Origin of the sequence: Methylobacterium sp. HMF5984, assembly GCF_045033435.1 — a bacterium.
In the GTDB taxonomy this organism is placed as follows: Bacteria; Pseudomonadota; Alphaproteobacteria; order Rhizobiales; family Beijerinckiaceae; genus Methylobacterium.
In genome coordinates this window covers 4,145,100-4,169,077 of record NZ_JBJFLN010000001.1, presented here as the reverse complement: position 1 = coordinate 4,169,077, position 23,978 = coordinate 4,145,100, and the positions used below count along the sequence as shown (strand labels likewise).

At 69.9% G+C, this 23,978-nt stretch carries 22 protein-coding genes; 14 read left to right on the top strand and 8 right to left on the bottom strand.

The genetic code is table 11. The features are described from left to right. Window positions 1–52: 52 nt before the first annotated feature. Window positions 53–1,060, bottom strand: a complete 1,008-nt coding sequence (locus tag ACFZ8E_RS20250; RefSeq protein WP_405043648.1) for an extensin family protein — start codon at window positions 1,058–1,060, stop codon at window positions 53–55. A gap of 208 nt (window positions 1,061–1,268) precedes the next feature. Here ACFZ8E_RS20250 and ACFZ8E_RS20245 point away from each other — a divergent pair, with 208 nt between their 5' ends. Next, on the top strand, window positions 1,269–2,504 hold the full coding sequence (locus ACFZ8E_RS20245; protein ID WP_243936814.1) for an amidase: 1,236 nt from the start codon (window positions 1,269–1,271) through the stop codon (window positions 2,502–2,504). 15 nt (window positions 2,505–2,519) lie between these two features. Here ACFZ8E_RS20245 and ACFZ8E_RS20240 read toward each other — a convergent pair whose 3' ends face one another. Together ACFZ8E_RS20240 and ACFZ8E_RS20235 are read right to left on the bottom strand one after the other, a co-directional pair. Further along, on the bottom strand, window positions 2,520–3,686 hold the full coding sequence (locus tag ACFZ8E_RS20240; RefSeq protein WP_405043647.1) for an AI-2E family transporter: 1,167 nt from the start codon (window positions 3,684–3,686) through the stop codon (window positions 2,520–2,522). A gap of 58 nt (window positions 3,687–3,744) precedes the next feature. After that, on the bottom strand, window positions 3,745–4,248 hold the full coding sequence (locus ACFZ8E_RS20235; protein WP_244032971.1) for a molybdenum cofactor biosynthesis protein MoaE: 504 nt from the start codon (window positions 4,246–4,248) through the stop codon (window positions 3,745–3,747). A gap of 142 nt (window positions 4,249–4,390) precedes the next feature. Between ACFZ8E_RS20235 and ACFZ8E_RS20230 the strand changes: the two genes are divergently transcribed. Then, window positions 4,391–5,410, top strand: coding sequence for a gamma carbonic anhydrase family protein (locus tag ACFZ8E_RS20230; RefSeq protein ID WP_147842266.1), 1,020 nt, complete (start codon window positions 4,391–4,393; stop codon window positions 5,408–5,410). A 402-nt stretch (window positions 5,411–5,812) separates the two neighbouring features. On the opposite strand, the gene ACFZ8E_RS20225 is transcribed toward ACFZ8E_RS20230, so the two are convergent. Together ACFZ8E_RS20225 and ACFZ8E_RS20220 are read right to left on the bottom strand one after the other, a co-directional pair. Then, window positions 5,813–6,724, bottom strand: a complete 912-nt coding sequence (locus ACFZ8E_RS20225; protein ID WP_244032972.1) for an amino acid ABC transporter substrate-binding protein — start codon at window positions 6,722–6,724, stop codon at window positions 5,813–5,815. Between the two features lie 69 nt (window positions 6,725–6,793). Next, the gene (locus ACFZ8E_RS20220; protein WP_147725916.1) at window positions 6,794–8,071 is read right to left on the bottom strand and encodes a dicarboxylate/amino acid:cation symporter; all 1,278 of its coding nucleotides are present in this window, start codon (window positions 8,069–8,071) and stop codon (window positions 6,794–6,796) included. A 348-nt stretch (window positions 8,072–8,419) separates the two neighbouring features. On the opposite strand from ACFZ8E_RS20220, the gene ACFZ8E_RS20215 reads away from it, so the two are divergent. The 10 genes from ACFZ8E_RS20215 (at window position 8,420) to ACFZ8E_RS20170 (ending at window position 17,723) form a co-directional block, all read left to right on the top strand. Further along, window positions 8,420–9,337, top strand: coding sequence for a branched-chain amino acid ABC transporter permease (locus ACFZ8E_RS20215; protein WP_147842264.1), 918 nt, complete (start codon window positions 8,420–8,422; stop codon window positions 9,335–9,337). Next, window positions 9,337–10,725 (top strand): high-affinity branched-chain amino acid ABC transporter permease LivM, encoded by a 1,389-nt coding sequence (gene livM / locus ACFZ8E_RS20210; RefSeq protein WP_244032974.1) that lies wholly within the window; start codon window positions 9,337–9,339, stop codon window positions 10,723–10,725. The genes ACFZ8E_RS20215 and livM overlap by 1 nt, the downstream gene beginning before the upstream one ends. Next, the gene (locus tag ACFZ8E_RS20205; RefSeq protein ID WP_147725913.1) at window positions 10,725–11,603 is read left to right on the top strand and encodes an ABC transporter ATP-binding protein; all 879 of its coding nucleotides are present in this window, start codon (window positions 10,725–10,727) and stop codon (window positions 11,601–11,603) included. Before livM ends, ACFZ8E_RS20205 begins: the two co-directional genes overlap by 1 nt. Further along, entirely contained in the window at window positions 11,600–12,403 is an 804-nt protein-coding gene (locus tag ACFZ8E_RS20200) for an ABC transporter ATP-binding protein (RefSeq protein ID WP_147725912.1), read from the top strand. Before ACFZ8E_RS20205 ends, ACFZ8E_RS20200 begins: the two co-directional genes overlap by 4 nt. Window positions 12,404–12,407: 4 nt before the next feature. Next, window positions 12,408–12,773 (top strand): DUF6867 family protein, encoded by a 366-nt coding sequence (locus ACFZ8E_RS20195; protein ID WP_147842262.1) that lies wholly within the window; start codon window positions 12,408–12,410, stop codon window positions 12,771–12,773. An 87-nt stretch (window positions 12,774–12,860) separates the two neighbouring features. Continuing rightward, on the top strand, window positions 12,861–13,982 hold the full coding sequence (locus tag ACFZ8E_RS20190) for a branched-chain amino acid ABC transporter substrate-binding protein (protein ID WP_147842261.1): 1,122 nt from the start codon (window positions 12,861–12,863) through the stop codon (window positions 13,980–13,982). A 501-nt stretch (window positions 13,983–14,483) separates the two neighbouring features. Beyond that, entirely contained in the window at window positions 14,484–15,380 is an 897-nt protein-coding gene (locus tag ACFZ8E_RS20185; RefSeq protein ID WP_147725920.1) for an amino acid ABC transporter substrate-binding protein, read from the top strand. 46 nt (window positions 15,381–15,426) lie between these two features. Continuing rightward, the gene (locus ACFZ8E_RS20180; RefSeq protein ID WP_147725909.1) at window positions 15,427–16,149 is read left to right on the top strand and encodes an amino acid ABC transporter permease; all 723 of its coding nucleotides are present in this window, start codon (window positions 15,427–15,429) and stop codon (window positions 16,147–16,149) included. Then, complete coding sequence (locus ACFZ8E_RS20175) at window positions 16,149–16,841, top strand: amino acid ABC transporter permease (RefSeq protein ID WP_147725908.1); 693 nt, start codon at window positions 16,149–16,151, stop codon at window positions 16,839–16,841. Before ACFZ8E_RS20180 ends, ACFZ8E_RS20175 begins: the two co-directional genes overlap by 1 nt. A 153-nt stretch (window positions 16,842–16,994) precedes the next feature. Then, window positions 16,995–17,723 carry an amino acid ABC transporter ATP-binding protein gene (locus ACFZ8E_RS20170; protein WP_147725919.1) on the top strand — a complete coding sequence of 243 codons (729 nt, stop codon included), beginning with the start codon at window positions 16,995–16,997 and terminating at the stop codon, window positions 17,721–17,723. A 46-nt stretch (window positions 17,724–17,769) separates the two neighbouring features. Here ACFZ8E_RS20170 and ACFZ8E_RS20165 read toward each other — a convergent pair whose 3' ends face one another. The 3 genes from ACFZ8E_RS20165 to ACFZ8E_RS20155 all read right to left on the bottom strand — a co-directional run bounded on the left by ACFZ8E_RS20165 (window position 17,770) and on the right by ACFZ8E_RS20155 (window position 22,021). Beyond that, complete coding sequence (locus ACFZ8E_RS20165) at window positions 17,770–18,888, bottom strand: alkene reductase (protein ID WP_405043645.1); 1,119 nt, start codon at window positions 18,886–18,888, stop codon at window positions 17,770–17,772. A gap of 134 nt (window positions 18,889–19,022) precedes the next feature. Next, window positions 19,023–19,664: a GNAT family N-acetyltransferase gene (locus tag ACFZ8E_RS20160; RefSeq protein WP_147725906.1), complete on the bottom strand. Its 642-nt coding sequence runs from the start codon at window positions 19,662–19,664 to the stop codon at window positions 19,023–19,025. Further along, window positions 19,664–22,021 carry an Orn/Lys/Arg decarboxylase N-terminal domain-containing protein gene (locus tag ACFZ8E_RS20155; RefSeq protein ID WP_147842259.1) on the bottom strand — a complete coding sequence of 786 codons (2,358 nt, stop codon included), beginning with the start codon at window positions 22,019–22,021 and terminating at the stop codon, window positions 19,664–19,666. The genes ACFZ8E_RS20160 and ACFZ8E_RS20155 overlap by 1 nt, the downstream gene beginning before the upstream one ends. 292 nt (window positions 22,022–22,313) lie before the next feature. Here ACFZ8E_RS20155 and ACFZ8E_RS20150 point away from each other — a divergent pair, with 292 nt between their 5' ends. Together ACFZ8E_RS20150 and ACFZ8E_RS20145 are read left to right on the top strand one after the other, a co-directional pair. Further along, a complete protein-coding gene (locus ACFZ8E_RS20150) occupies window positions 22,314–22,982 on the top strand; it encodes a DUF1007 family protein (RefSeq protein ID WP_405043643.1) in 669 nt (222 codons plus the stop codon). Then, entirely contained in the window at window positions 22,973–23,974 is a 1,002-nt protein-coding gene (locus ACFZ8E_RS20145) for a nickel/cobalt transporter (protein ID WP_405043641.1), read from the top strand. Before ACFZ8E_RS20150 ends, ACFZ8E_RS20145 begins: the two co-directional genes overlap by 10 nt. Window positions 23,975–23,978: the final 4 nt, after the last annotated feature.

Genomic DNA, 23,978 nt, shown 5'->3' with positions numbered 1-23,978 from the left:
GCTTTCGCGGGCCGGTGGCGCACGGGAGGCACACCCGCCGGCCGGGTGACGCTCAGTAGATCGGCCCCGACGCCAGCCCGGGCGCGGCGAGCGAGAGCGGCTCCTCGGAACCGCCACCCACGTTTTCCTCCGGCAAGGCCGCCGCGACGCGGGGCGCGGGACGTGACGGAAGCGGGCGCGGCGCCGGGGCCGAGGCGTAGGCCGAGGGCGCCGCCGGCCGGGCGGGCGCGCGGGCGACCTGTGTCGGGCTGGCGGCCCGGGACATCGGCGTCGCGCCGTAGGGATCGTCCTCCTCGATATCCACCGGGGCCTGCGGCGGCGCCGGCTGGCGCTCGGGCGGGCGGGGGCGGGACATCGGCCGCGGGCTGTCCGAGCCGAGCTGTGGCGTGAACTTGATCAGCGGCTGGCAGATCCGCTTCAGCCCGCGCGGGTCGTGGCGCGCCAGGTCGACGTGGATGTGGTCGTAGTGGAACACGTTGGAGCCGGGCGCCAGCACGGTGGTGAAGCGCTGGCAGGCCCCGATGAAGACCTCGCGCAGGAAGCCCTGCTCGGCCTCCGTGCCGCGCCAGCCGCCCTTGACGGTGATGACGTAGCCGTCGGCGAGCTTGAACGACATCACGTCGATGGCGTTGCCGAAGGAATGCTCGGACAGCTTGGCGCCGACCTGGTTGTTGCGCCCGCGGCAGGCGTAGGAGCCGGCGTTGATCTCGGCGACCGGCTGGCCGAAATACAGGTTCGCCGCCGGCTGGATCGTGTCGGCGAGCCAGGCTTCGGCTTCCGCGAGCGCCGGGCAGCCGAGCGTCATGCGCTGCTTTAGGACCACGGCGCCGCCGCCGAGCCGCGTCACCCGGAACGGCTGCGTCATGCCGCAGGGGCCGGGCCCGTCGATCTCCTTGGACGGGACGACGAACTCGGTCGGCTCGACGAGCTTCTTGGCCAGGCACACCTGCTCCGCCTGGTCGCGCCAGGCGTCGCGGCGCTCAAACTTGTTGATCGCACAGCCGGTGAGCCCCGCGCCGAACAGCGCAAGGGCGGAGAATGCGAGAACGCTACGCCACATGACGCGGAGAATGATCACGGACGCGTAAACGCGATGCTAACGCTGCCGCCTTCGCGGCGGGGCCTTGCGCATGCTACGCCCCGGGCACCGCCGGCCGGGCCTTCGCGCATCCGCGCACGAAACCTGCACCGGCGCCCGCGGCGGTCGTCGTCGGACCCGCCCCGGAACCGGCGGCCTTCGCGATGGGCCCTCAAGTCAAGGACGCGTGATGCTTTCGTTGGTCGACCTGCGCCGCCGCATCGAAGCCGGCACCCTCACGCCGGAGGGCGCAATCCGCCTGTCGCAGGAGGCGATCCTCGCGCGCGATCCGGTGGTGCGCGCCACCGTCGTCACCGATCCCGCGCCCGCCGTCACCGATGCCGGGCCGCTCGCCGGGATCGCGGTGGGCGTCAAGGACATCATCGACACCGCCGCGATGCCGACGCAGATGGGCTCGCCGATCTACGACGGCTGGCGCCCGAAGGCCGACGCCGCCATCGTCATGCGGCTCAAGGCGCTGGGCGCGGTGGCGCTGGCCAAGACCACGACCTCGCCCTTCGCCAGCGTCGATCCGACCGAGACCACGAACCCGCACGATTCGAACCACACGCCCGGCGGCTCCTCGGCGGGCTCCGCCGCCGCGGTCGGGGCCGGGATGCTGCCGCTGGCCCTCGGCACCCAGACCGGCGGCTCGGTGATCCGGCCGGCGAGCTTCTGCGGCTGCGCCGCGATCAAGCCGTCGTTCCGGCTGCTGCCGACGGTGGGCGTGAAGACGTTCTCGTGGGCCCTCGACACGCTCGGCCTGTTCGGGGCCGGCATCGGCGACGTCGCCCACGCGCTGGCGCTGATCGCCGGCCGTCCGGCGATCGACCTCGGCGGCACCGCGCCCGGCACGCCGCGGGTCATGGTCGTGACGCAGGACTACGCCGAAGCCCCGGCGCCCGAGGCGCAAGGAGCGCTCGACCGTGCGCGGCAGGCGGCCGAGCGCGCGGGCGCGCTGGTGCGCGACTTCGCGCTGCCGGCGGAGTTCGCCGCGGCGTTCGAGAGCCACGGGACGATCCAGGATTTCGAGGCGCGCCAGGCGCTGGCCTGGGAATACGCCCACCATCGCGACGCCCTGAGCCCGCGGCTCGGTCCGCAGCTCGACGCCGCGCAGGGGCTCGACGCGGCCGCCTACGACGACGCCCGCCGCAAGGCGCACCGGGCGCGGCGCCTGCTGAAGACGCTGTTCTCGGATTTCGACGCGATCCTGACCTATTCGGCCCCCGGCTTCGCGCCGCGGACGCTGGCCTCGACGGGCGACGCCCGCTTCAACCGCCTGTGGACGCTGATGGGCGTGCCCTGCGTGAACGTGCCGGTGCCGGGGGACGGACTGCCCGTCGGCGTGCAGGTGATCGCCCGGTTCGGCGACGACGGGCGGGCCCTCGCCGTCGCCGCGATGATCGAGGGCGCCCTGGAACGGTAGGGCGCCCACAGCGCGTCAGACGGTGGCGTCCTCGCCGAGCGTGTCCTCGACGTAGAGCTGCTCCAGCAGCACCTTGATCACCGCCATCATCGGCAGGGCCAGCGCGATGCCCCACAGGCCGAAGATCACGCCGAGCACGAGCTGCCCGGCGAAGATCGTCGCCGGCGGGATGTCGAGGGCGCGCTTCTGGATGAACGGCGTCAGCCCGTAGCTCTCCAGGCACTGCACCAGCAGGTAGACGCCGAGCGCGCCGAGCAGCGCGTTCACCCCCGAGGCGAGGCTCGCCAGCAGGATGATCACGCCGGCGACGAGCGGACCCACCGTCGGCACGAAGGCCAGCAGGCCGGCCTGGAGCCCGAGAATCAGCGAGCCGCCGATGCCGAGGAAGGCGAGGCCGCCCCAGATGCACAGGAAGATCACCGTCATCGTGATGAGCTGGCCGAACAGCCAATGCCGCAGGGTCTCGCCGGCCCCGTCGAGCACCTTCGACCAGCGATCGCGCTTCCTGGGCGGGATGAAGCGCAGCACCCCGTCGCGGTAGCTCGCCGGATCGGCGGCGAAGGACAGGCCGAGGAAGACGATCACCAGCACGTTGCCGAGCGCGCTGAACAGCCCGATGATCACCGCCGCCGCCGGGCCCAGAACGTTGCCCGCATCCGACAGGAGCGAGCCCGGGCTCTTGATCGCGCTCGAGGCGAGGCCGCCGAGGCCTTCCGGCTTCTTGGCGTCGTCCTTGGGCGCGGGCTTCTCGTCCTTGCCCTTGCCGTCCGGCCCGCCGACGGAGTCGAGGATCGGCAGGTCGATGCCGTAGGACGACAGCCACGACGTGAGCGTGCCCGCCTGGCTCTTGATCGTCTGGCCGAGGTCGCGCCCCTGCTGCACCACGGTCGCGCCGCCGAAGCCGATCAGGCCGATGGCCGCCGCCGCGACCGCGAGGCTGGCGATCGTCAGCCGCAGGCCGCGGGGCAGGGGCAGGACGTGGCCGAGGCCACGGGTCAGCCCGTCGAGGAAGACGCCGAGGAGCACTCCGGCGAAGACCAGGAACAGCGTCGCCACCGACATCCAGGCCAGCGCCAGCAGCGCCACGAACGACACCACCGCGATGCCGGATGCGGCGAGCGGCAGCGTCCCTCGCCAGGGGCCGACGGGCCCGGCGAACGCTTCGGTCTTGGGTTCGGCCATGTCGTCCTTCGAAACTGGTGCGGCGTCGGCGCTCACGAGCGCCCCCGCGCCGCCCGGGTCAACCCTCGGGCGCCGCCTCTGCACCGAGGATCGCGGCCCAGCGCGCGGCGGCCGCGTCGTCCGCCTCCGCCGCCTCGACCCAACCGCCGGTGGTCCCGTCGACGAGATGCTCGCGCTTCCAGAACGGGGCGCGCGTCTTGAGGTAGTCCATCAGGAAGCTCGCCGCCTCGAAGGCCGCGACGCGGTGGCTCGATGCGGTGAGCACCAGCACGATGCCCGCGCCCGGCGCGACGCGGCCGTAGCGATGGATCACCCGGACCGCCTTGAGCGGCCAGCGCGCTTCGGCCGCCGCCGCCACGCGCCCGATTTCGGCTTCGGCCATGCCGGGATAATGCTCGAGCTCCAGCGCCGTCAGCCGGCCGCCCTCGTCGCGGCACAGGCCGGTGAAGGTGACGACCGCGCCGGCGCGACCGGCGAGCCGCGCGTTCAGCGCGTCGATCTCGGCGGCGACGTCGAAGGGCTCGGCCTGGATGCTGACGGAGGGCAGGGAAGCAGCGGGCATCGGTCTCTCATCGCGGCAACGCGGGTGACGGCGGCGTGACGACGAAACACGCTTGCGCCTGACTCGGCCACCGCCTGCGCCTATATGGCATATCGGCTCGCTCCCCGCGGGGGGCGGCCGATCCGCGCCGAAGGACGAAGACGTGACGCCTGAACTGATCCTGCCCTACGATGGCGTCCTGCCGGAATTCGCGAGCCGCCCCGTCTGGTGCGGGCGCGGCAGCACGGCGATCGGCGCCGTCCGCCTCGGCAGCCAGGCCTGGATCGGCGACGACGGCGTGATCCGCGCCGACGGGCAGCCGGTGACGCTCGGCGACCGGTTCTGGCTCGGCCACCGCTCCACCGTCCACATCGCGACCTTCACCCACGGCACCCGCGTCGGCGACCGGGTCACGGTCGGGCGCAACAGCGTGGTTCATGCCTGCACGGTCGGGTCCGACGTGGTGATCGAGGACGACGTGGTGATCCTCGACGGGGCGAGCGTCGGCGACGGCGTCGTGATCGAGGCCGGCGCGACGGTGTTTCCGCGCGCCCAGCTCGCCGGCGGCTTCGTCTACGCCGGCAGCCCGGCCAAGCCGCAGCGCCCGATCGATCGGGCCGAGATCGACGAGCGCGCCGAGCGCCTGCGCGAGGCCGCGGGCGATCCGGCCGCGGTCGCCGCCGGCGACCCGCCCGAGGTCGACGAGACGGTCTACGTCGCCAGCACGGCCCGCATCCGCGGCCGCGTCGGGCTCGGCGCCGGATCGAGCGTGCTGTTCTCGTGCGACCTCCATGCCGAGGTCGGGCCGATCGTGGTCGGCGCCGACACCAACATCCAGGACAACACGGTGATCCGCACCCGAGGGGAGGGCGTCGTCATCGGCCGCGACACCACGATCGGCCACAACGTCCGCATCGGCGACAGCCGCATCGGCGCCCGCTCGCTGATCGGCATCGGCGCGACGGTCGCGCCCGGCACGGTGATTGCCGACGACGTCATGCTCGCCGCAGGGGCCACTACCGATCCCGGCCAGCTGCTCGAGGGCGGCTATCTCTGGGGCGGCCGCCCAGCCCGCATCCTCGGCCCGCTCGATGCCGACAAGCGCGCGATGATGGTGCGCATCGTCGAGGGCTACTGCGAGCACGGGCGCGAGTACCGCAAGGCCGAGGCCGGGCAGGGGTGAGCTTGCGTCGCGCGCGTCGCGATAATTGAAGACGCGCCATGGTCTTCGAGAGGGCCCTGACGCGTCCGCGCGTGCCGGTTCGAACGGCGAGAAGCCCCAGGCCCACCACGCCTACGATAGTCGCACATCACAAACGGTCGCTGAAGAGCGCGCCTTCCCCCCCCCCCTCTGCGGGGGAGAGTGGGCCTCGCGTCAGCGAGGGTCGGGAGAGGGGAGCGCCGTATCCGGACAGCGCGCTCCCCTCTCCCGACCCGCTGCGCGGGCCACCCTCCCCCGCAGAGGGGGGAGGGGAGACACGTGTCATTTCTTCGCTACGTCAGCCTGGACGGAAAAGGTGCCCGCATCTCGTTCGTTCGCTCGCGTCGGTGAATGACGACGCGACCAGCCGCCATCGAGGCCGCGTCAATCCTCCAGCCCGATCAGCTGGAAGCTGGTGTGCAGGTCGTTGGACATCGGCACGTTCAGCCGCTCGCCGTTCGGCAGGCGCTTGAGGAACCAGCGCTCGTAGGTCCAGCGCAGCTCGCGGCTTTCGGCCAGCCGCGCGAAGGTCGCGGCGACGGCGCCCGCCATCTCCGGGTCGTCCTTGCGGAACATGATGCCGTAGGGCTCGAACGACAGCTTGTCCGGCAGCACCGTGTACTTCGCGCCGTCGGCGGAATCGTTGGCGATCAGGCCGTAGAGCAGGATGTCGTCGGTGGCGAAGGCGTCGGCGCGGCCGTCCTTGACCATGGCGTAGGATTCCGCGTGGTCCTTTCCGCTCAGGATCTCGGCCTGCAGCTTGAGCTTGGCGAGGATGTCGCGGACGGCGGCCTCGTTGGTGGTGCCGGCGGTGACCACGACCTTCTTGCCGCCGAGGTCGCGATAGGACGTGATCGGCGAGGCCCGGGCCACGAGGAGCTTCGTCGCGCTGATGAAGGTCACCGGCGAGAACGCGACCGTGCGGCGGCGCTCGGCGTTGGCGGTGGTGGAGCCGCATTCGAGATCGACCTTGCCGCCGGACACCGCCGCGAACCGCGTCTCGGAGGTCACCGGCTCGTAGCGCACCTTCAGGTCGGTGCGTCCGGTCTCGCGGCCGATCTCGTCGACGATCTCGCCGCAGAGGTCGATCGCGTAGCCGATCGGGCGCGGGCTGCCGTCGGCCTGCTTGCCCTCGACGAAGGAGAACGGGACCGAGCTGGTGCGATAGCCGATCACCACCTCGCCCTTCGCGGCGATGGTCTTCAGTGAGCCGGTGAGAACGTCGACCGCGCCCGCAGGCCCCGCGATCGCCAGCAGCCCCGCCGCCAACGCCGCCGTCACCGTGCCTGACGCCATCGCGAAACTCCTGATCCGGGCAGCGGGAAGAGATCGGGACCGGCGGCCGGCCCCGGATCGGACGACCGCCTACTCGGCCGCCGCCACGGCGCCGACGTGGTCGAGGCGCTGGTCGCTCGTCGAGAGCTGCCCCTCCCACTTGGCAACGGCCACGGTGGCGATGCTGTTGCCGAGCACGTTGGTGGCCGAGCGGCCCATGTCGAGGAACTGGTCGATGCCGATGATCAGCAGCAGCCCGGCTTCGGGGATGTTGAACTGCGTCAGCGTCGCCGAGATCACGACGAGCGAGGCGCGCGGCACGCCGGCCATGCCCTTCGAGGTCACCATCAGCAGGAACAGCATCGTCAGCTGCTGACCCCAGGTGAGGGGGATGTTGTAAGCCTGCGCGATGAACATCACCGCGAAGGTGCAGTACATCATCGAGCCGTCGAGGTTGAACGAGTAGCCCATCGGCAGCACGAACGAGGTGATGCGGTTGGGCACGCCGAACTGCTCGAGGTTCGTCAGCATCTTCGGGTAGGCCGCCTCGCTCGACGCGGTCGAGAAGGCGAGCACGAACGGCTCCTTGATCAGGTTGAACAGCCGCTTGATCCCGGCTCCGCCGAGCAGCAGGAAGCCGACGCCCATGAGCGCGCCCCAGAGCACGCCCAGCCCGATGTAGAACTCGACCAGGAACTTGCCGTAGGTCACCAGCACGCCGATGCCCTGCGTGGTGATCGTCGCCGCGATCGCCGCGAACACCGCGACGGGGGCGAACAGCATCACGTAGCCGGTGACCTTGAGCATCACGTCGGCGAGGCCCTCGATGCCCTTGGCCAGGAACGCGCCCTTCTCGCCGAGCGCGGCGAGCGCCACGCCGAAGAAGATCGAGAACACGACGATCTGCAGGATCTCGTTGTTGGCCATCGCCTCGACCGCGCTCTTGGGCACGAGGTGGGTGACGAACTCCTTCAGAGACAGCGAGGCCGCCTTGAGGCCGGTGCCGGCGCCGACGTCGGGCAGCGGCAGGTTCAGGTTGTGGCCGGGCTGCATGATGTTGACGAGCACGAGGCCGAGCATCAGCGAGCAGAACGAGGCGCCGACGAACCACAGCAGCGCCTTGCCGCCGACGCGGCCGACGCTGGCGGTGTCGCCGAGATGGGCGATGCCGACGACGAGCGTCGAGAACACGAGCGGGGCGATGATCATCTTGATCAGCCGCAGGAAGATGTCGCTGATCAGCGCGATGTAGCCGGCGATCTCCTTGGAGGTCTGCGGGTCCGGCCAGGTGATGCTGCACAGGTATCCGACGACGATGCCGAGCAGCATCCCGACGAAGATCAAGGTGGTCAGCCGCGAACCTGTCATCGGGAACTCCTGGGCGTAAGCGAGCCGGCACGAGACTTCGCGTTAACGAATGTGAAGCAGGAAGCGCGCCATGCGCAAGCGCCCAGGACGGTTTAATCCGTGGGTCCGCGACTTTTGTTTTTCGCTGGGATTGGATTTTCCGGCGTGGCGTTTTCGTCGCGCCGAGGGCTATGCTCCGGCACGGGCGCCGCCGGTTGCGGTTGAGGGGCGTCGCACGGTGTGGCGGCGGCGCCGCTCGTGCGGTACGGGACTTGCGCGTCCGGGATCTGCCGGTTCGGGACTTGCCCTGCCCGGCCTTGCCCCATACGCCATGCGCCGCCGGCCGCGGGCGAGAGAGACGGACACGCGATGGATGTCTTCGTACAGCAGTTGATCAACGGGCTGACGCTCGGGTCGATCTACGGCCTGATCGCGATCGGCTACACGATGGTGTTCGGCATCATCGGCATGGTCAACTTCGCGCACGGCGACGTCTTCATGGTGTCGAGCTTCATCGCACTGATCGGCTTCCTGATCCTCACCGCCTGGCTCGGCGTCTCCTCGATCGCCCTGGCCTTCCTGATCGTGCTCGTCGTCTCGATGGTGCTGACCGCGCTCTGGGGCTGGGCGATCGAGCGGGTCGCCTACCGGCCGTTGCGCGGGTCGTTCCGGCTGGCGCCGCTGATCTCGGCGATCGGGGTCTCGATCTTCCTTTCGAACTTCGTCCAGGTGACGCAGGGCGCGCGCAACAAGCCGCTGCCGCCGATGCTCTCGGGCGGCATCACCCTGTTCGAGACCGACGGGTTCCAGGTGTTCCTGTCCTACAAGCAGTGCCTGATCATGGCGGTGACCGCGGTGCTGCTCACCGGCTTCTGGTACCTCGTCCAGCGCACGCCCTTCGGCCGGGCGCAGCGTGCCTGCGAGCAGGATCGCAAGATGGCGGCGCTGCTGGGCATCGACGTCGACCGCACGATCTCGCTGACCTTCGTGCTCGGCGCCGCGCTCGCGGCCGTCGCGGGCGTGCTCTACCTGATGTATTACGGCGTGGTCTCCTTCTCCGACGGCTTCGTGCCCGGCGTGAAGGCCTTCACCGCCGCGGTGCTCGGCGGCATCGGCTCGCTGCCGGGCGCGGTGCTGGGCGGCCTGATCATCGGGCTGATCGAGACGTTCTGGTCGGCCTATTTCTCGATCGAGTACAAGGACGTGGCCGCGTTCTCGATTCTCGCCGTGGTGCTCATCTTCATGCCGTCGGGGATTCTCGGCCGCGCCGAGGTCGAGAAGGTCTGATGGCCGCTGCCACCCGCGGGGCCGACGGCCTCACCGGCATCCTGAAGGATGCCGCCATCTACGCGCTCGGAGCCTTCGCGCTCTGCGTGCCCGTGGTCAGCTTCCGGACCGATGCCGGCCCCACCGGCGGGCTCGAGCTGACGCCGCGCTGGGTTCTCGTCGCCGGGCTCTGCGCCGCGATCTTCCTGGCCCGCCTCGCGCAGCGATTGGTCCTGATGCGCCGCGACGCCCGCCGCGCGCTCAGGCCGTCGCGGTCCCAGGCGACGGAAGCCGTCGCCGGCATGCCGAATGCCGGGCAGCGGGTCTCGATGCTGGCCCTGTGGCTGTTCATCGGCGTGGCGCTGACGCTGCCCGTCGTCGCCGCGCTCGCGAGCGGCAGCCTCGGGGAGGGACGCTACTGGATCGACCTCGGCATCCTGATCCTCACCTACGTGATGCTCGGCTGGGGCCTCAACATCGTCGTCGGCCTCGCCGGCCTGCTCGATCTCGGCTACGTCGCCTTCTACGCGGTCGGCGCCTACTCCTACGCGCTGCTCTCCACCACCTTCGGCCTGTCGTTCTGGATCTGCCTGCCGCTCGCGGGCCTGTTCGCCGCCCTGTGGGGCATGCTGCTCGGCTTCCCCGTGCTGCGCCTGCGCGGCGACTACCTCGCCATCGTGACGCTGGCCTTCGGCGAGATCATCCGCCTCGTCCTGATCAACTGGGTCGACGTCACCGGCGGCGGCGCCGGCATCTCGTCGATCCCGCGCGCGACCTTCTTCGGCATCCCCTTCACCGCGGGCGAGGACGGGTTCGCCGCCCGCTTCGGGCTGACCTTCGACTCGATGCACCGGGTCGTGTTCCTGTACTACCTCATCCTCGCGCTCGCCCTGATCACCAACGTCGTGACGCTGCGGCTGCGGCGGCTGCCGATCGGCCGCGCCTGGGAGGCCCTGCGCGAGGACGAGATCGCCTGCCGCTCGCTCGGCATCAACACCACCACGACGAAGCTGACGGCCTTCGCCCTCGGCGCTGCCTTCGGCGGTTTCGCCGGCTCGTTCTTCGCCGTGCGCCAGGGGTTCATCTCCCCGGAGAGCTTCAACTTCCTCGAGAGCGCGATCATCCTGGCGATCGTGGTGCTCGGCGGCATGGGCAGCCAGGTCGGCGTCGCCATCGCCGCGGTGGCGATGGTCGGCGGCCCCGAGATGCTGCGAAACCTCGGCTTCCTGAAGTCCATCTTCGGCCAGGGCTTCGACCCGAACGAGTACCGCCTGCTGCTGTTCGGCCTCGCCATGGTGGCGATGATGGTCTGGCGCCCGCGCGGGCTGATCTCGGAGCGAACGCCCTCGGTGGCGCTGGGCGAGCGCCGCGCGATCTCGGGCGCGCATGTCAGCGAGGGCCACGGCTGATGACCGAGCCGACCACCCGCGCCGACGCCGTGCTGACCGTCGACCACCTGACCATGCGCTTCGGCGGGCTGACGGCCGTCGGCGACCTGTCGTTCCAGGCCCATCGCGGCGACATCACCGCGCTGATCGGGCCGAACGGCGCCGGTAAGACCACCGTCTTCAACTGCATCACCGGCTTCTACAAGCCGACCGAGGGGATGCTGACGCTCGCCCATGCCGACGGCTCGAAGCATCTGCTGGAGCGCCTGCCGAACCATGCCGTGAACCGGATCGGCCGGGTCGCGCGCACCTTCCAGAACATCCGCCTGTTCCAGGGGATGACGGTGCTGGAGAACCTTCTCGTCGCCCAGCACGCGCCGCTGATGCGGGCGTCGGGCATGACCGTGCTCGGGCTGCTCGGCCTGCCGGTCTACCGCCGGGCCGAGGCCGCGGCGATCGAGCGGGCGAAGGAGTGGCTCGTCCGCATCGGCCTGATCGAGCGGGCCGACGACCCCGCCGGCGACCTGCCCTACGGCGCCCAGCGCCGGCTCGAGATCGCCCGCGCGATGTGCACCGAGCCGGTGCTGCTCTGCCTCGACGAGCCGGCCGCCGGCCTCAACCCGCGCGAATCGGGCGAGCTCAACGCGCTGCTCCGCCACATCCGCGACGCGCACGACACCTCCGTGCTGCTGATCGAGCACGACATGTCCGTGGTGATGGAGATCTCCGACCACGTCGTCGTGCTCGATTACGGCGTGAAGATCGCCGACGGCACCCCCGGCGAGGTCCGGGCCGACCCGCGCGTCATCGCCGCCTATCTCGGCGTCGAGGACGAGGAGGTCGAGGCCGTCGAGGCGGAGGTCGGCCTCACCGTCACCCATCTGGAGGTCGAGGCTTGAGCGTCGCCGGGATCAACGTGCTCGTGGAGGAGACCCGGGCGCTCGCGGCCGGGAAGGCTCCGGCCAAGACCCTGCTCGCAGTGCGCGGCGTCTCGACCTACTACGGCAGCGTCGCGGCTTTGCGCGGCGTCGATCTCGACGTCACCGAGGGCGAGATCGTCACGCTGATCGGCGCCAACGGCGCCGGCAAGTCGACCCTGATGATGACGATCTTCGGGGCGCCGCAGGCGCGCGAAGGCACCATCACCTACGACGGGCGCGACATCACCCGCCTGCCGACCCACGAGATCGCGCGGCTCGCGATCGCGCAGTCGCCGGAGGGCCGCCGGGTCTTCCCGCGCATGAGCGTGCACGAGAACCTGCAGATGGGCGCCGCGCTCCACGACGGGCGGTACTTCGCCCAGGACCTGGAGCGCGTCTGCGCCCTCTTCCCCCGCCTGAAGGAGCGGCTGACCCAGCGCGCCGGCACCATGTCCGGCGGCGAGCAGCAGATGCTCGCCATCGCCCGCGCGCTGATGAGCCGGCCGCGCCTCCTGCTGCTCGACGAGCCCTCGCTCGGGCTCGCGCCGCTGGTGGTGAAGGGCATCTTCGACGCGGTGCGCGACCTCAATCGGCGCGACGGCATGACGATCTTCCTCGTGGAGCAGAACGCCTACCACGCGCTGAAGCTGGCGCATCGCGGCTACGTGCTGGTCAACGGGCGCATCACCATGAGCGGCACCGGCCGGGCGCTGCTCGCCGACCCCGCGATCAAGGCCGCCTATCTCGAGGGCGGCCACGGCGCCCCGGTGGAGGTCTGACGCGATGCAGGGCCTGATCTACGAAGAGGAGTCGATCGGCCTCTTCCTCCTCGTCACCGTCGCGATGGGCGGCTGGGCCGGGTGGATGGCCGCCCGCGGCCTGGCCAAGGCATGGCGCCCGTTCTGGCAGATCGTGCCGGCGCTCCTCGCGGTGGCGGCGGCGGTGCGATTCATCCACTTCGCGCTATTCGGCGGCACGCTTTTGTCAGCCCAATACTATGCGGTCGACGCCATCGTCGTCATGATCGTCGGCGCGGCGGGCTACCGCTGGACGCGGACGCGGCAGATGACGACCCAGTATCGCTGGCTCTACGAGCGGACTTCGCCGCTGACGTGGCGGACACGCGAGCCGGCGGCCGGCGGGCCGTGATCGCATTCGGCGCGCGCGCGTGCCGAGCGCACGATTCTTGCCCGGCGCCGACGGTCCGAATTCAGATCACAACCAAGGGGATTTGAGATGAGAGCGTTACTACTGGCGGGCCTCGGGCTCGGTGCCATGCTCGCGGCGGCCCAGGCGGCCGAGGTCAAGCTCGGCATCGCCGCGCCGATCACCGGCAACAGCGCCGCGATCGGCACGCAGCTCAAGAACGGCGCCACCCAGGCCGTCGAGGACCTGAACAAGTCCGGGGCGGTGAAGGGCACGACGTTCTCTGTTCTCGTCGGCGACGACGCGTCCGATCCGAAGCAGGGCGTCTCGGTCGCCAACAAGTTCGCCTCCGACGGCGTGAAGGTGGTGGTCGGCGACTACAATTCCGGCGTCTCGATCCCGGCCTCCGACGTCTACCAGGACGCCGGCATCATCCAGGTCACGCCGGCCTCGACGGCGGTGAAGTTCACCGAGCGCGGCCTCTGGAACGTGTTCCGCACCTGCGGCCGCGACGACCAGCAGGGCGCGGTCGCGGGCGAGTATCTCGCGACGCACTTCAAGGGCAAGAAGATCGCCTTTGTCCACGACAAGACCCCCTACGGCAAGGGCCTCGCCGACGAGACCCTGAAGGCGCTGAAGGCCAAGGGCGGCAAGGACGCGATCTACGAGGGCATCAACCCGGGCGAGAAGGACTATTCGGCGCTCGTGTCGAAGCTGAAATCCGCCAAGATCGACGTGGTCTACTTCGGCGGCTACTACACCGAAGCCGGCCTGATCCTGCGCCAGATGAGCGACCAGGGCCTGAAGGCGCCGCTGATGGGCGGCGACGGCCTCGTCGACAAGGAGCTGGTGGCGATTGCCGGGCCGGCGGCGGAGGGCACGCTGACGACGTTCCCGCCGGACGCGCGCAAGAACCCCAACGCCAAGGACGCGCTCGCCGGCTTCAAGGCGAAGGGCATCGATCCGGAGGGCTACACCCTCTACTCGTACGCCGCGGTCCAGGTGCTGGCCAAGGCTATGTCCGAGACCGGGTCGACCGACGGTAAGAAGCTTGCGGACTGGCTGCACCAGGGCAAGCCGGTTGACACCGTCGTCGGCCCGATCGCCTACGACAAGAAGGGCGACATCACGAAGCCCGACTACGTGATGTACCAGTGGAAGAAGAACGCGGCCGGCAACATCGATTACGCCGGCAACGAGCTGACCAAGTAGCGCGTCCTCGCGTCGCCGCGTCCGAGCCGTCCCGCACCGCGCGGGGCGGCTCTTTCATGCCCACGCGGCGAGACAGATTGGCGGCTTTCCAGGCATAATCGTCGCCGAACCCCGGAATCCCGGTGCGCCCGCTCACGAAACGTGCACACTGCACCCTGCATGGGCGAAATTGCCCGGCTCCGAGGTTCGGATCGACAACCGGGTGGAACCTGTGAACGCCGACGCGCGACGGCCTCGCTCCATGCGGGCAGACCGCTTACGGACGAAGACCGAAATCGGTCCCGGTCCCGCGACGGCGCGGGACGACCCGGTCCCGATGCTCGCGCGCGTTGTCCCCACCATATCGGCCAAGCTTGCTTCGCCCGCCCCCGTTCCGGCACCATCATTGCAGAGGCACGGCCAGCGCCGGCCGCTTTCTGCGCGTCCGCCACACGCCGCCATGTTCGTGCGGCTCGTTTCGGGAGTTTCGTTTTGACGCAATCCAAGTTCGATCGTCGCGGGATCGTGGCCGCCCTCGCGCTCGGCGCGGCCGTGGTCTCCGCCGGCGCGCAGGCCCAGGAGCTGACCGGCACGCTGAAGAAGGTGAAGGACACCAACGCCCTCACCATCGGCTACCGTGATTCCTCGGTTCCGTTCTCCTACCTCGACGGCGACCAGAAGCCGGTCGGCTACGCGATGGACATCTGCCTCAAGATCGCCGAGGCGGTGAAGAAGGAGCTCAAGCTCCCGGGCATGGAGGTGAAGCTCAACCCGGTCACCTCCGCGACCCGCATCCCGCTGATCGCCAACGGCACGATCGATCTCGAGTGCGGCTCGACGACGAACAACGCCGACCGCCAGAAGCAGGCGGCATTCACCAACACCCACTTCCTGACGGCGACGCGCTACGTCTCGAAGAAGGACGCCAAGCTGCACACGATCGACGACCTCAAGGGCAAGACCGTGGTCTCGACCTCGGGCACGACGAACATCAAGCAGATCAACGAGGCCAACACCGCCAAGAGCATGGGCCTGACGATCCTGCCCGCCAAGGACCACGCCGAGGCGTTCCTGATGGTCGAGACCGGCCGTGCCGTCGCCTTCGTGATGGACGACGTGCTGCTCGCCTCGCTGGTCGCCGGCTCCAAGACCCCCGACGCCTACGAGATCTCGACGGAAGCCCTGTCGAAGCCCGAGCCCTACGGCATCATGCTGCGCAAGGACGACGCGCCGTTCAAGGCGGTGGCGGATGCCGCGACGAAGGCTTTGTACGAGAGCCCCGAGGGCAAGGCGCTCTACAGCAAGTGGTTCGAGAAGCCGATCCCGCCGCGCAACATCAACCTCAAGCTTCCGATGAGCGAGGCAATGGCCAAGCAGTTCAAGAGCCCGAGCGACAGCGCCGACCCGGCCGCCTACTGAGCCTGAGCCGGCGGATCGAACGAACGAGAACGGTGAAGCGCGGGCGATGAACTACAACTGGAACTGGGGCATCTTCTTCGAACAATCGCCCGAAGGCACCGGCACCTACGCCGACATGCTGCTCTCGGGCCTGGTCTGGACGATCGCGACCGCGCTCTGCTCCTGGATCATCGCCTTCTTCCTCGGCTCGCTGATCGGCGTGATGCGGACGCTGCCCTCCAAGGGCGCCAATGCCGTCGGCACGGCCTATGTCGAGCTGTTCCGCAACATCCCGCTGCTGGTGCAGATGTTCCTGTGGTACTTCGTGCTTCCGGAGGTGCTGCCGCAGGCGTGGGGCAACGCGCTGAAGCAGCTGCCGAACGCCCCGTTCTACACCGGCGTCGTCTGCCTCGGGTTCTTCACCGCCTCCCGCGTCGCCGAGCAGGTCCGCGCCGGCATCCAGTCGCTGCCCCGGGGCCAGCGCCTCGCCGGCACGGCGATGGGCTTCACGGTCTACCAGACCTATCGCTACGTGCTGCTGCCGAACGCCTACCGGATCATCCTGCCGCCGATGACCTCGGAGTTCCTGAACAACCTCAAGAACACCTCCGTCGCCCTCACCATCGGCCTGCTCGAGCTGACGGCCCGCGCGCGCTCGATGCAGGAATTCTCGTTCCAGGTGTTCGAGGCGTTCACGGCGGCGACCATCCTGTACGTCCTCATCAACCTCGTCGTCATCCTGCTCGCGTCCCTCCTGGAGCGCAGCGTGGCGGTTCCCGGGCAGCGCTGATGTTCTCGAACTTCGATTTTGGCGTCGTCTTCGGATCGCTGCCCTACCTGTTCGGTCAGGGCATGGTCTTCACCGTCACCCTGACCGCACTCGCCGCCGGCATGGGCGTCATCCTCGGGACCCTTCTGGCGATGGCGCGCCTCTCGGGCGTGCCCGGCCTCAAGCACGTGGCCAAGGTCTATGTCGAGCTGATGCGCTCCCTGCCGCTCGTGCTGGTGATCTTCTGGTTCTACTTTCTGGTGCCCTATATCGGCGCCTACCTCACCGGCGCCTCGCGCCCGATCCAGGTCGGCGCCTTCTCCTCAGCGCTCATCACCTTCACGCTGTTCGAGGCGGCGTACTTCTCCGAGATCATGCGCGCCGGCATCCAGTCGATCCCGAAGGGGCAGACCGGGGCGGCCTACGCGCTGGGCATGACCTACGCGCAGACGATGATCACCGTCGTGCTGCCGCAGGCCTTCCGCAATATGCTGCCGCTGCTGCTGACGCAGACGATCGTGCTCTTCCAGGACACCTCGCTGGTCTACGTGCTGTCGCTGACCGACTTCCTGGGGGCGGCCTCGAAAGTGGCCCAGCGCGACGGGCGCCTGGTCGAGATGTACCTGTTCGCCGCGGTCGTCTACTTCGCCGTGTGCTTCTCGGCCTCGTTCCTGGTGCGCCGGCTGCAGCGCCGCGTCGCCATCATCCGCTGATCGCCGTACAAGGACCGCGTTATGACCTCGACGCCGATGCCGGCCCCCACCGCCAAGACCCCCGTCGCTCCCGGCTCCGTCGCGCCAACGGATGCCGGCCTGCAGTCCGGCCCGCTGTCGAGCCCGCCGCCGAAGCTCGCGACCGGCGCGCCGATGATCGCCATCGACAACGTCAGCAAGTGGTACGGCGACTTTCAGGTGCTGACGAACTGCACCACGCAGGTCGCCAAGGGTGAGGTCGTGGTGGTGTGCGGCCCCTCGGGCTCGGGCAAGTCGACCCTGATCAAGTGCGTCAACGCTCTGGAGCCGATCCAGAAGGGCCAGATCACGGTCAACGACACCAAGGTCGTCGACAAGGCCACCGACCTGCCGAAGCTCCGCTCCCGCGTGGGGATGGTGTTTCAGCACTTCGAGCTGTTTCCGCACCTCTCGATCACCGAGAATCTCACCGTCGCCCAGCGCAAGGTGCTGAAGCGCCCGGCCGAGGAGGCGAAGAAGAAGGGGCTCGACCTGCTCGCCCGCGTCGGCCTGTCGGCGCACGCCAACAAGTATCCCGGCCAGCTCTCCGGCGGTCAGCAGCAGCGCGTGGCGATCGCCCGCGCGCTGGCGATGAACCCGGTGGTGATGCTGTTCGACGAGCCGACCTCGGCGCTCGACCCCGAGATGGTCGGCGAGGTGCTCGACGTGATGGTCGAGCTCGCCAAGGAGGGCATGACCATGATGGTGGTGACCCACGAGATGGGTTTTGCCCGCAAGGTCGCCGACCGGGTCATCTTCATGGATCGCGGCGAGATCGTCGAGGACGCCCGCAAGGACGACTTTTTCGGCCAGCCGCGCAGCGAGCGCGCGCAGCAGTTCCTGTCGAAGATCCTGCAGCACTGAACCTCGCGCGGCCCGGCGCGCCCCGTGAGCGCGCCGGGTCCGAGCGTCAGCGCTTGATCGCCACCGGCCCGTTCATGCCGGGCCAATCCGAGTAGCCGTTGGCACCGCCGCCGTACCAGTACGGCTTCGGCGCCTCGGCGAGAGGTGCGCCGGACGCCAGCCGTCCCACGAGGTCGGGATTGGCGATGTAGGGCCGGCCGAAGCTGAACAGGTCGGCGTGCCCATCCGCGAGCTCCTTCTCGGCCAGCTCCAGCGTGTACTGGTTGTTGCCGACATAGGCCCCCGAAAAGCGCTTCCGCAGGTCGAGGAAGTCGACGCTGTCGGGCACGTCGCGGGTCTGCTGGGTCACGCCCTCGATGGTGTGGATGTAGAGAAGGCCGAACTTCGACAGCGCATCGACGTAGGCGCCGAAGGTCGCGTGCGGATCGCTGTCGAGGGGCGTCTTGCCGGGCTCGGTCGTCGCCGGGGAGAGGCGGATGCCGACGCGGTGACCGCCGCCCCAGACGTCCGTGACCGCCTTCACCACCGCGAGCGGAAACCGCAGCCGGTTCTCGATCGATCCGCCATACGCGTCGGTGCGCGTGTTCGTCGAATCGCGGACGAACTGCTCGAGCAGATAGTTGTTGGCCGAGTGGATCTCGACGCCGTCGAACCCGGCGCGCTTCGCGTTCTCGGCGGCGCGCCGGTAATCCTCGACGATTCCCGGGATCTCGTCGGCCGCCAGGGCGCGCGGCGTCACGTGCGCCTTCATGCCCTCCTCGGTGAAGGCGGTGCCCTCCGGCCGGATCGCGGAGGCCGAGACCGGCGGCCGATGTTCCGGCTGCAGGTCGGGATGCGAGATCCGGCCCGTGTGCCAGAGCTGCAGGAAGATGCGGCCGCCGTTGGCGTGCACCGTACCGACGATCCGGCGCCAGGCCTCGACCTGCGGCTCCGACCAGATCCCCGGCGTGTAGGCGTAGCCGACGGCCTGCGGCGAGATGTTGGTCGCCTCCGAGACGATCAGCCCCGCGGTGGCGCGCTGGCCGTAATAATCGGCGGCGAAATCCGGCGGCACGCCGTCGGTCGAGGAACGGCTCCGGGTCAGCGGCGCCATCACGATGCGGTTGCTGAGGGTGAGGTCGCCGAGGGTGTAGGGCTGCAGCACGGGGCTGTCGGAGCGGGGCATGCCGGTTCCTTTGTCGCAGGCGGTCGCGCGGCTCACGGCGATGGACGGTCCGCCGGGCCGCGAGCGCGGCTGTCCGACAACGTGCCGCGCCGGCGGGAGTTCGCCGCAGCGCACCGGCGGGCGGCGGGCCCCGGCTACTTCCCGGTCCAGTCGTGCCCCGCCACCAGCGCCTCCACCGGCTTCCGCCACGTCGAGGGCTGGTCGTCGGAGCCGGAGCCGAGGGCGCATTGCACCATCACGCTGTCGCTCCAGCGGCCGTACTTGTAGCCGACCGCGGGCAGGTGGCCGACGCGGACGAAGCCGCAGGCCTCGTGCAGGCGCAGCGAAGCCGCGTTCTCGGAATCGATGTAGCCGATCATCTGACGGTAGCCGCCCGCGGCGCAGGCCTCGATCAGCGCCGGCAGCAGGCGTCGGCCGATCCCGGCATGCAGGTGCTCGGGATGCACGTAGATCGAGTGCTTGAGCGTGTAGCGGTAGGCCGGCCGCTTCCGGAACGGCACCGCGTAGGCGTAGCCCGCGACCTGACCGTTCCGGTCGGCGACGAGGTGGGGCAGGCGCTTCTTGCGCATGGTCTTGCGGCGCCGGCGCAGGTCGTCGGGGAGGAGGCGATCCTCCTCGAAGTCGCCGACGTCGCCGACGCCGCGGCGGATGTGGTGCTCGTAGATCGCCACCATCGCCGCGAGGTCCGCGTCCGACGACGGGCGGATGACGATGTCGGCGCAGGACGCGGCCGGCTCTGGGATCGCGAAGTCGCCCGCCGGGCCCGCGTCCTCCATCAGCGCGCCTCGCGCATGACGTAGGTGTGGAAGCGGATCTGCCCGTCCGGCTCGACCTGACGGTACACGCCCTGGATCTCGGCCTCGAAGCCGGGGAACAGGTTCGCGGAGCGCTCGAACATCTTGAAATAGTCCAGCATCGGCTTGGCCCGCTCATCGATCCGCTCGCCGGGCAGCACCGTGCCGATCCCGGGCGGGTAGACCAGAAGCAAGGTCGTCGCCACACGCCCCTCGGCCTCGGCGATCGGGACGAAATCGACGTTGTTGCGGGTCAGCATCTGAGCCGCGGCCTTGGGGGCCATCACCATCTCGGGCAGGTGCTCGGGCTGGAACTGCTTGCGCTGGAGCATCGAGGTGCCGTGCTCGCGGTGGAAGGCGTGGAAGTCGGCGCAAAGGTCGCGAAGCCGCACGCCGCGGTAGCGGTTCGGGCGCCGTCGCACGAACTCCGGCATCGCGTCCTCCAGGAGCACGTTGTCGTCGTGCAGGCGCTTGAAGGCGACCAGGCCCGAGATCAGCGTGCCGGCCTTCGAGGATTCGACGCCGGGGGTCAGCAGGAAGAGCAGCGAGTTCAGGTCGTTCTTCTCGGCGACGATGCGGTTCTCGCGCAGGTACTGCGCGACGATCGGGGCCGGAACGCCGTGGGCGGCGTATTCCCCGGTCGCCCGGTCGAAGCCCGGCGTCAGCACCGTCAGCTTGTTCGGGTCGGTCATCGCGTAGCCGGGCGAGGTTTCGGGCCCGACATGGGTGAAGCCGTGCCAGCGCGCGCCGGGGCGCAGCTCCCAGTGCTTCGGGTCCGAGGCGAGCACGTCCGTCGTCAGGCTCTCCCACGGCACGTTGACGCCGTCCGGGCCGGGGGTCACGTCGGGCACGAAGGCGTCGAAGAACCAGCGCCGGTTCGGATCGCCCTCCTTCTCCTCGAACTCGCGGCGGATGGCGCGGACCTTCTTGCGCCACTCGATCCCGAGACGGATCGTGTCGTCCCACAGGATCATGCCCGAGCGGCCCTTCATCATCTGCGCCCCGACGTCGAGCGAGGCGAAGATCGGGTAGAACGGCGAGGTCGAGGCGTGGACGAGGAAGCTCTCGTTGAGGCGGCGGTGCTCGACGCGCCGGGTCTGGCCGCGGATGTGCCCGTCCTTGGTGTGGATCTGCGAGGCTTGGCTGAAGCTCGCGAGCTGCTTGTGGGTCGATTGCGTGGCGATGATGCCCGGCGAGGTCTCGTCGAGCCCCTTCAGGCCCATGGCGAAGCGGCCGACGAAGAGCGGGTGGAACTTCATGAAGCCGGCCCAGGCCTCGTCGAACAGGATGTAGTCGCACAGGTGCCCGATCCGCTCGACGACGCCCTGCGCGTCGAGGATCGTGCCGTCGTAGGTGCACTGCTCGATCACCGCGACGCGGAACGGACGCTCGCGGCGCCACGCTTCCTTGTCCTCGACCAGCGGGTTGCGGCGGATCTTCTCGCGGATGGCGGTCTCGTCCAGGGCCTCGTGGTAGATCGGCCCGATCAGCCCGTAGGCGTTGCGGTCGGTCTCGAGGAAGATCGGGATGCCGCCGGCGAGCATCAGGGCGCCGTGATGGGCGGCCTTGTGGTTGTTGCGATCGAACAGGACGAGGTCGCCCTCCGCGACCAGAGACCCGAGCACCACCTTGTTCGAGGCCGAGGTGCCGTTGAGGACGAAGTAGGTCTTCTCCGCCCCGAAGATCTGCGCCGCCTCCTTCTGCGCCTTCAGCGCCGGCCCCTCGTGGGTCAGGAGGTCGCCGAGGTCGAGGACCGAGTTGTCGAGGTCGTCGCGGAAGATCGCCTCGCCGAGGTGCTCGACGAAGATCCGCCCGATCGGCGAGCGGTTGTAGAAGATGCCGCCGTTGTGGCCGGGGCAGGTCCAGAGCTGGTTGCCCTTCTCGGCGTAGTCGACGAGCGCGCCGAAGAACGGCGTCTTCAGGGTCTCGGCATACTGGGTCACGCGGGAGACGAGGCCGCGGGCGATGAATTCCGGCGTCTCCTCCGCCAGGAAGATGTAGCCGTCGATGAAGTCGAGCAGCTCGACCGGGATGTCCTCCAGCCGCTTGCGGCGCACGAGGATGACGATCGGCATCTCGAGGCCGCGCCGCCGCATCATGTCGATCAGCGAGGCCGCCTTGCCGTCGAGGCCGCGCTTGCCCCAGTCGACCACCATGCAGCCGATCGCCGCGTCGGTCTGCACGGCGATCGCCGCGTCCTCGACCCGGCGCGCCCGGATCACCTCGAAGCCGCGCCCCTCGACCGCGGTGACAATCTGCGCGACGCGGACGCCTTCGAGGTCGTCCGGATCGAAGGCCGGCGCGCACATCAGCACGGTGAAGCGGCGGTGAAAGTCCATGGAAAGCCTCTGGCCTGACGGGTCGGCGCCTGCCTGCGACGCCATCATGACGGTTGGATGACGGTGTGGGCGAACGGCGCGGGATCTTGCCGGGGCGGCGGCCGACCTTCGGTCCGCTCGGGTAATACGATCGGCCCGCCATGGCCATGACGACGATGCCTCGGGCCACCCGCTCGACCGCTCCGCGCATCGGCCGCGTCGCGCTCCGCCTCGCTTTCGCCCCAGCGCCTGCGGACAAGGTGGCCCGCGCTTAACGGATCCTTCACCACAGCGCCGCGAGCGTCCCAAACGCATGAAGCCGACAGCCGCGATCCTTCGTCCCGCACTGGCCGCCGCATGGCTGGCCTCCGCCGTCGCGCCCGCAGCGGCCCACCCGCACGTCTGGGTGACCGCGAAGGCCGAGATTGGGTACGCGGGCGGCAAGGTGGTCGCGGTGCGCCACGTCTGGACCTTCGACGCCGCCTACACCGCCTTCGTCACCCAGGGGCTCGACGCGAACAAGGACGGCAAGCTGACGCCGGACGAGCTTCAGACCCTCGCCGCCGAGAACACCGGGAATCTCGCCGAGTTCGGCTACTTCACCAAGCTGAAGGTCGGCGGCAAGGAGCAGGCCTTCGCCGACCCGGTCGAGCCGCGGATGGCGATGGAGGGCGACACGCTCACCCTGAGCTTCCGCCTGCCGCTGAAGACGCCGCCCGCGCAGGGGCGCGGCGTGCTCGCGCTCGAGGTCTACGACCCGACCTACTTCGTGTCCTTCGGCCTGTCCGAGGCGCCGGATGCCGCGACGCTCGTCGGCGCACCGAGCGGCTGCGCGGCGACGGTGACGCGGCCGAAGACCCCCGAGCCCAAGACGGCGGAGGCCGGCGCCCCCGGGATGAGCGAGGCGTTCTTCGAGGCGCTGACGGCCGCTTCCGGCTACGGGATGCAGTTTGCGAACCGGATCCTCGTCGCATGTCCGTAGGCGCCACGCTCGCCGTCCAGCCCGCAAGCCGCCGGCCGCTGCGGCTGATGCTGGTCGCCGCCGCCGTCGCAGTCGCGGCCCTGATCCTCGCCGGCCTGGTCTGGCTCGCGGCGCCCGGCCTCTCCGCGCCGCCGCCGCGCTCGCCCTTCGGCATCGGCTTCCGCGAGGCCGCGCCGTCGGCGACCGGGCTCGGCGGCTGGCTCCTGGCGATCCAGTCGAGCTTTTCGCGCAGCCTTCAGGCCGCGCTCGCCGCGATCAAGGGCGGCGGCGACTGGATGCCGCTGGTCACGCTCGGCTTCGCCTACGGCATCTTCCACGCCGCCGGCCCCGGGCACGGCAAGGCCGTGATCGCCGGCTACCTGTTCGCCGGCGAGCGGGCCTTGCGCCGCGGCTTCGGCTTGAGCTTCGCCGCCGCGATCCTGCAGGCGCTGGTGGCGATCGCGATCGTCGGGACCGGCCGCCTCGTGCTCGGCGCCACCGCCGCCGGAATGACGCGGGCCGGCAACACCATCGAGATCGTCAGCTTCGCCCTCGTCGCCGCGATCGGGCTGGCGGTGACGTGGCGCAAGGCCGGGCGCCTCGCCGACCTCGGCGCACCCGCCGCCTGCGGGCCCGAATGCGGCCATGCCCGCCTCGCCGACGCGCGGGCGCTCGAAACGCTCGACACCTGGCGGGAGCGCGCCGGCGTGGTCGCCGCCGCCGGTTCGCGACCATGCGCCGGAGCGGTGCTGATCCTGGTCTTCGCCGCCGCGCAGAACATGCTGGCTGCGGGCGTCCTCGCGGTCTTCGCCATGGCGCTCGGCACGGCGCTCACCACCGGCGCGCTGGCGAGCCTCGCGGTCTTCGCCAAGGGCGCCGCCCTGCGGATCGCCGGCGGTCGCGGACGCGCGGGCGTCGTGGCGATCGGCGCGCTCGAGCTGCTGGCCGGCGCCTTCGTGCTGGTGCTCGGGCTGGCGATGCTGTCGGGCCTCGCGCTCGACATCGGCGGCTGATCGC

Excerpts from the sequence above, each read along its gene's own strand:
- ACFZ8E_RS20250 (WP_405043648.1), bottom strand. The coding sequence starts at position 1,060 with ATGTGGCGTAGCGTTCTCGCATTCTCCGCCCTTGCGCTGTTCGGCGCG.
- ACFZ8E_RS20245 (WP_243936814.1), top strand. The coding sequence starts at position 1,269 with ATGCTTTCGTTGGTCGACCTGCGCCGCCGCATCGAAGCCGGCACCCTC.
- ACFZ8E_RS20240 (WP_405043647.1), bottom strand. The coding sequence starts at position 3,686 with ATGGCCGAACCCAAGACCGAAGCGTTCGCCGGGCCCGTCGGCCCCTGG.
- ACFZ8E_RS20235 (WP_244032971.1), bottom strand. The coding sequence starts at position 4,248 with ATGCCCGCTGCTTCCCTGCCCTCCGTCAGCATCCAGGCCGAGCCCTTC.
- ACFZ8E_RS20225 (WP_244032972.1), bottom strand. The coding sequence starts at position 6,724 with ATGGCGTCAGGCACGGTGACGGCGGCGTTGGCGGCGGGGCTGCTGGCG.
- ACFZ8E_RS20220 (WP_147725916.1), bottom strand. The coding sequence starts at position 8,071 with ATGACAGGTTCGCGGCTGACCACCTTGATCTTCGTCGGGATGCTGCTC.
- ACFZ8E_RS20215 (WP_147842264.1), top strand. The coding sequence starts at position 8,420 with ATGGATGTCTTCGTACAGCAGTTGATCAACGGGCTGACGCTCGGGTCG.
- livM (WP_244032974.1), top strand. The coding sequence starts at position 9,337 with ATGGCCGCTGCCACCCGCGGGGCCGACGGCCTCACCGGCATCCTGAAG.
- ACFZ8E_RS20205 (WP_147725913.1), top strand. The coding sequence starts at position 10,725 with ATGACCGAGCCGACCACCCGCGCCGACGCCGTGCTGACCGTCGACCAC.
- ACFZ8E_RS20195 (WP_147842262.1), top strand. The coding sequence starts at position 12,408 with ATGCAGGGCCTGATCTACGAAGAGGAGTCGATCGGCCTCTTCCTCCTC.
- ACFZ8E_RS20190 (WP_147842261.1), top strand. The coding sequence starts at position 12,861 with ATGAGAGCGTTACTACTGGCGGGCCTCGGGCTCGGTGCCATGCTCGCG.
- ACFZ8E_RS20180 (WP_147725909.1), top strand. The coding sequence starts at position 15,427 with ATGAACTACAACTGGAACTGGGGCATCTTCTTCGAACAATCGCCCGAA.
- ACFZ8E_RS20175 (WP_147725908.1), top strand. The coding sequence starts at position 16,149 with ATGTTCTCGAACTTCGATTTTGGCGTCGTCTTCGGATCGCTGCCCTAC.
- ACFZ8E_RS20170 (WP_147725919.1), top strand. The coding sequence starts at position 16,995 with ATGATCGCCATCGACAACGTCAGCAAGTGGTACGGCGACTTTCAGGTG.
- ACFZ8E_RS20165 (WP_405043645.1), bottom strand. The coding sequence starts at position 18,888 with ATGCCCCGCTCCGACAGCCCCGTGCTGCAGCCCTACACCCTCGGCGAC.
- ACFZ8E_RS20160 (WP_147725906.1), bottom strand. The coding sequence starts at position 19,664 with ATGGAGGACGCGGGCCCGGCGGGCGACTTCGCGATCCCAGAGCCGGCC.
- ACFZ8E_RS20155 (WP_147842259.1), bottom strand. The coding sequence starts at position 22,021 with ATGGACTTTCACCGCCGCTTCACCGTGCTGATGTGCGCGCCGGCCTTC.
- ACFZ8E_RS20150 (WP_405043643.1), top strand. The coding sequence starts at position 22,314 with ATGAAGCCGACAGCCGCGATCCTTCGTCCCGCACTGGCCGCCGCATGG.
- ACFZ8E_RS20145 (WP_405043641.1), top strand. The coding sequence starts at position 22,973 with ATGTCCGTAGGCGCCACGCTCGCCGTCCAGCCCGCAAGCCGCCGGCCG.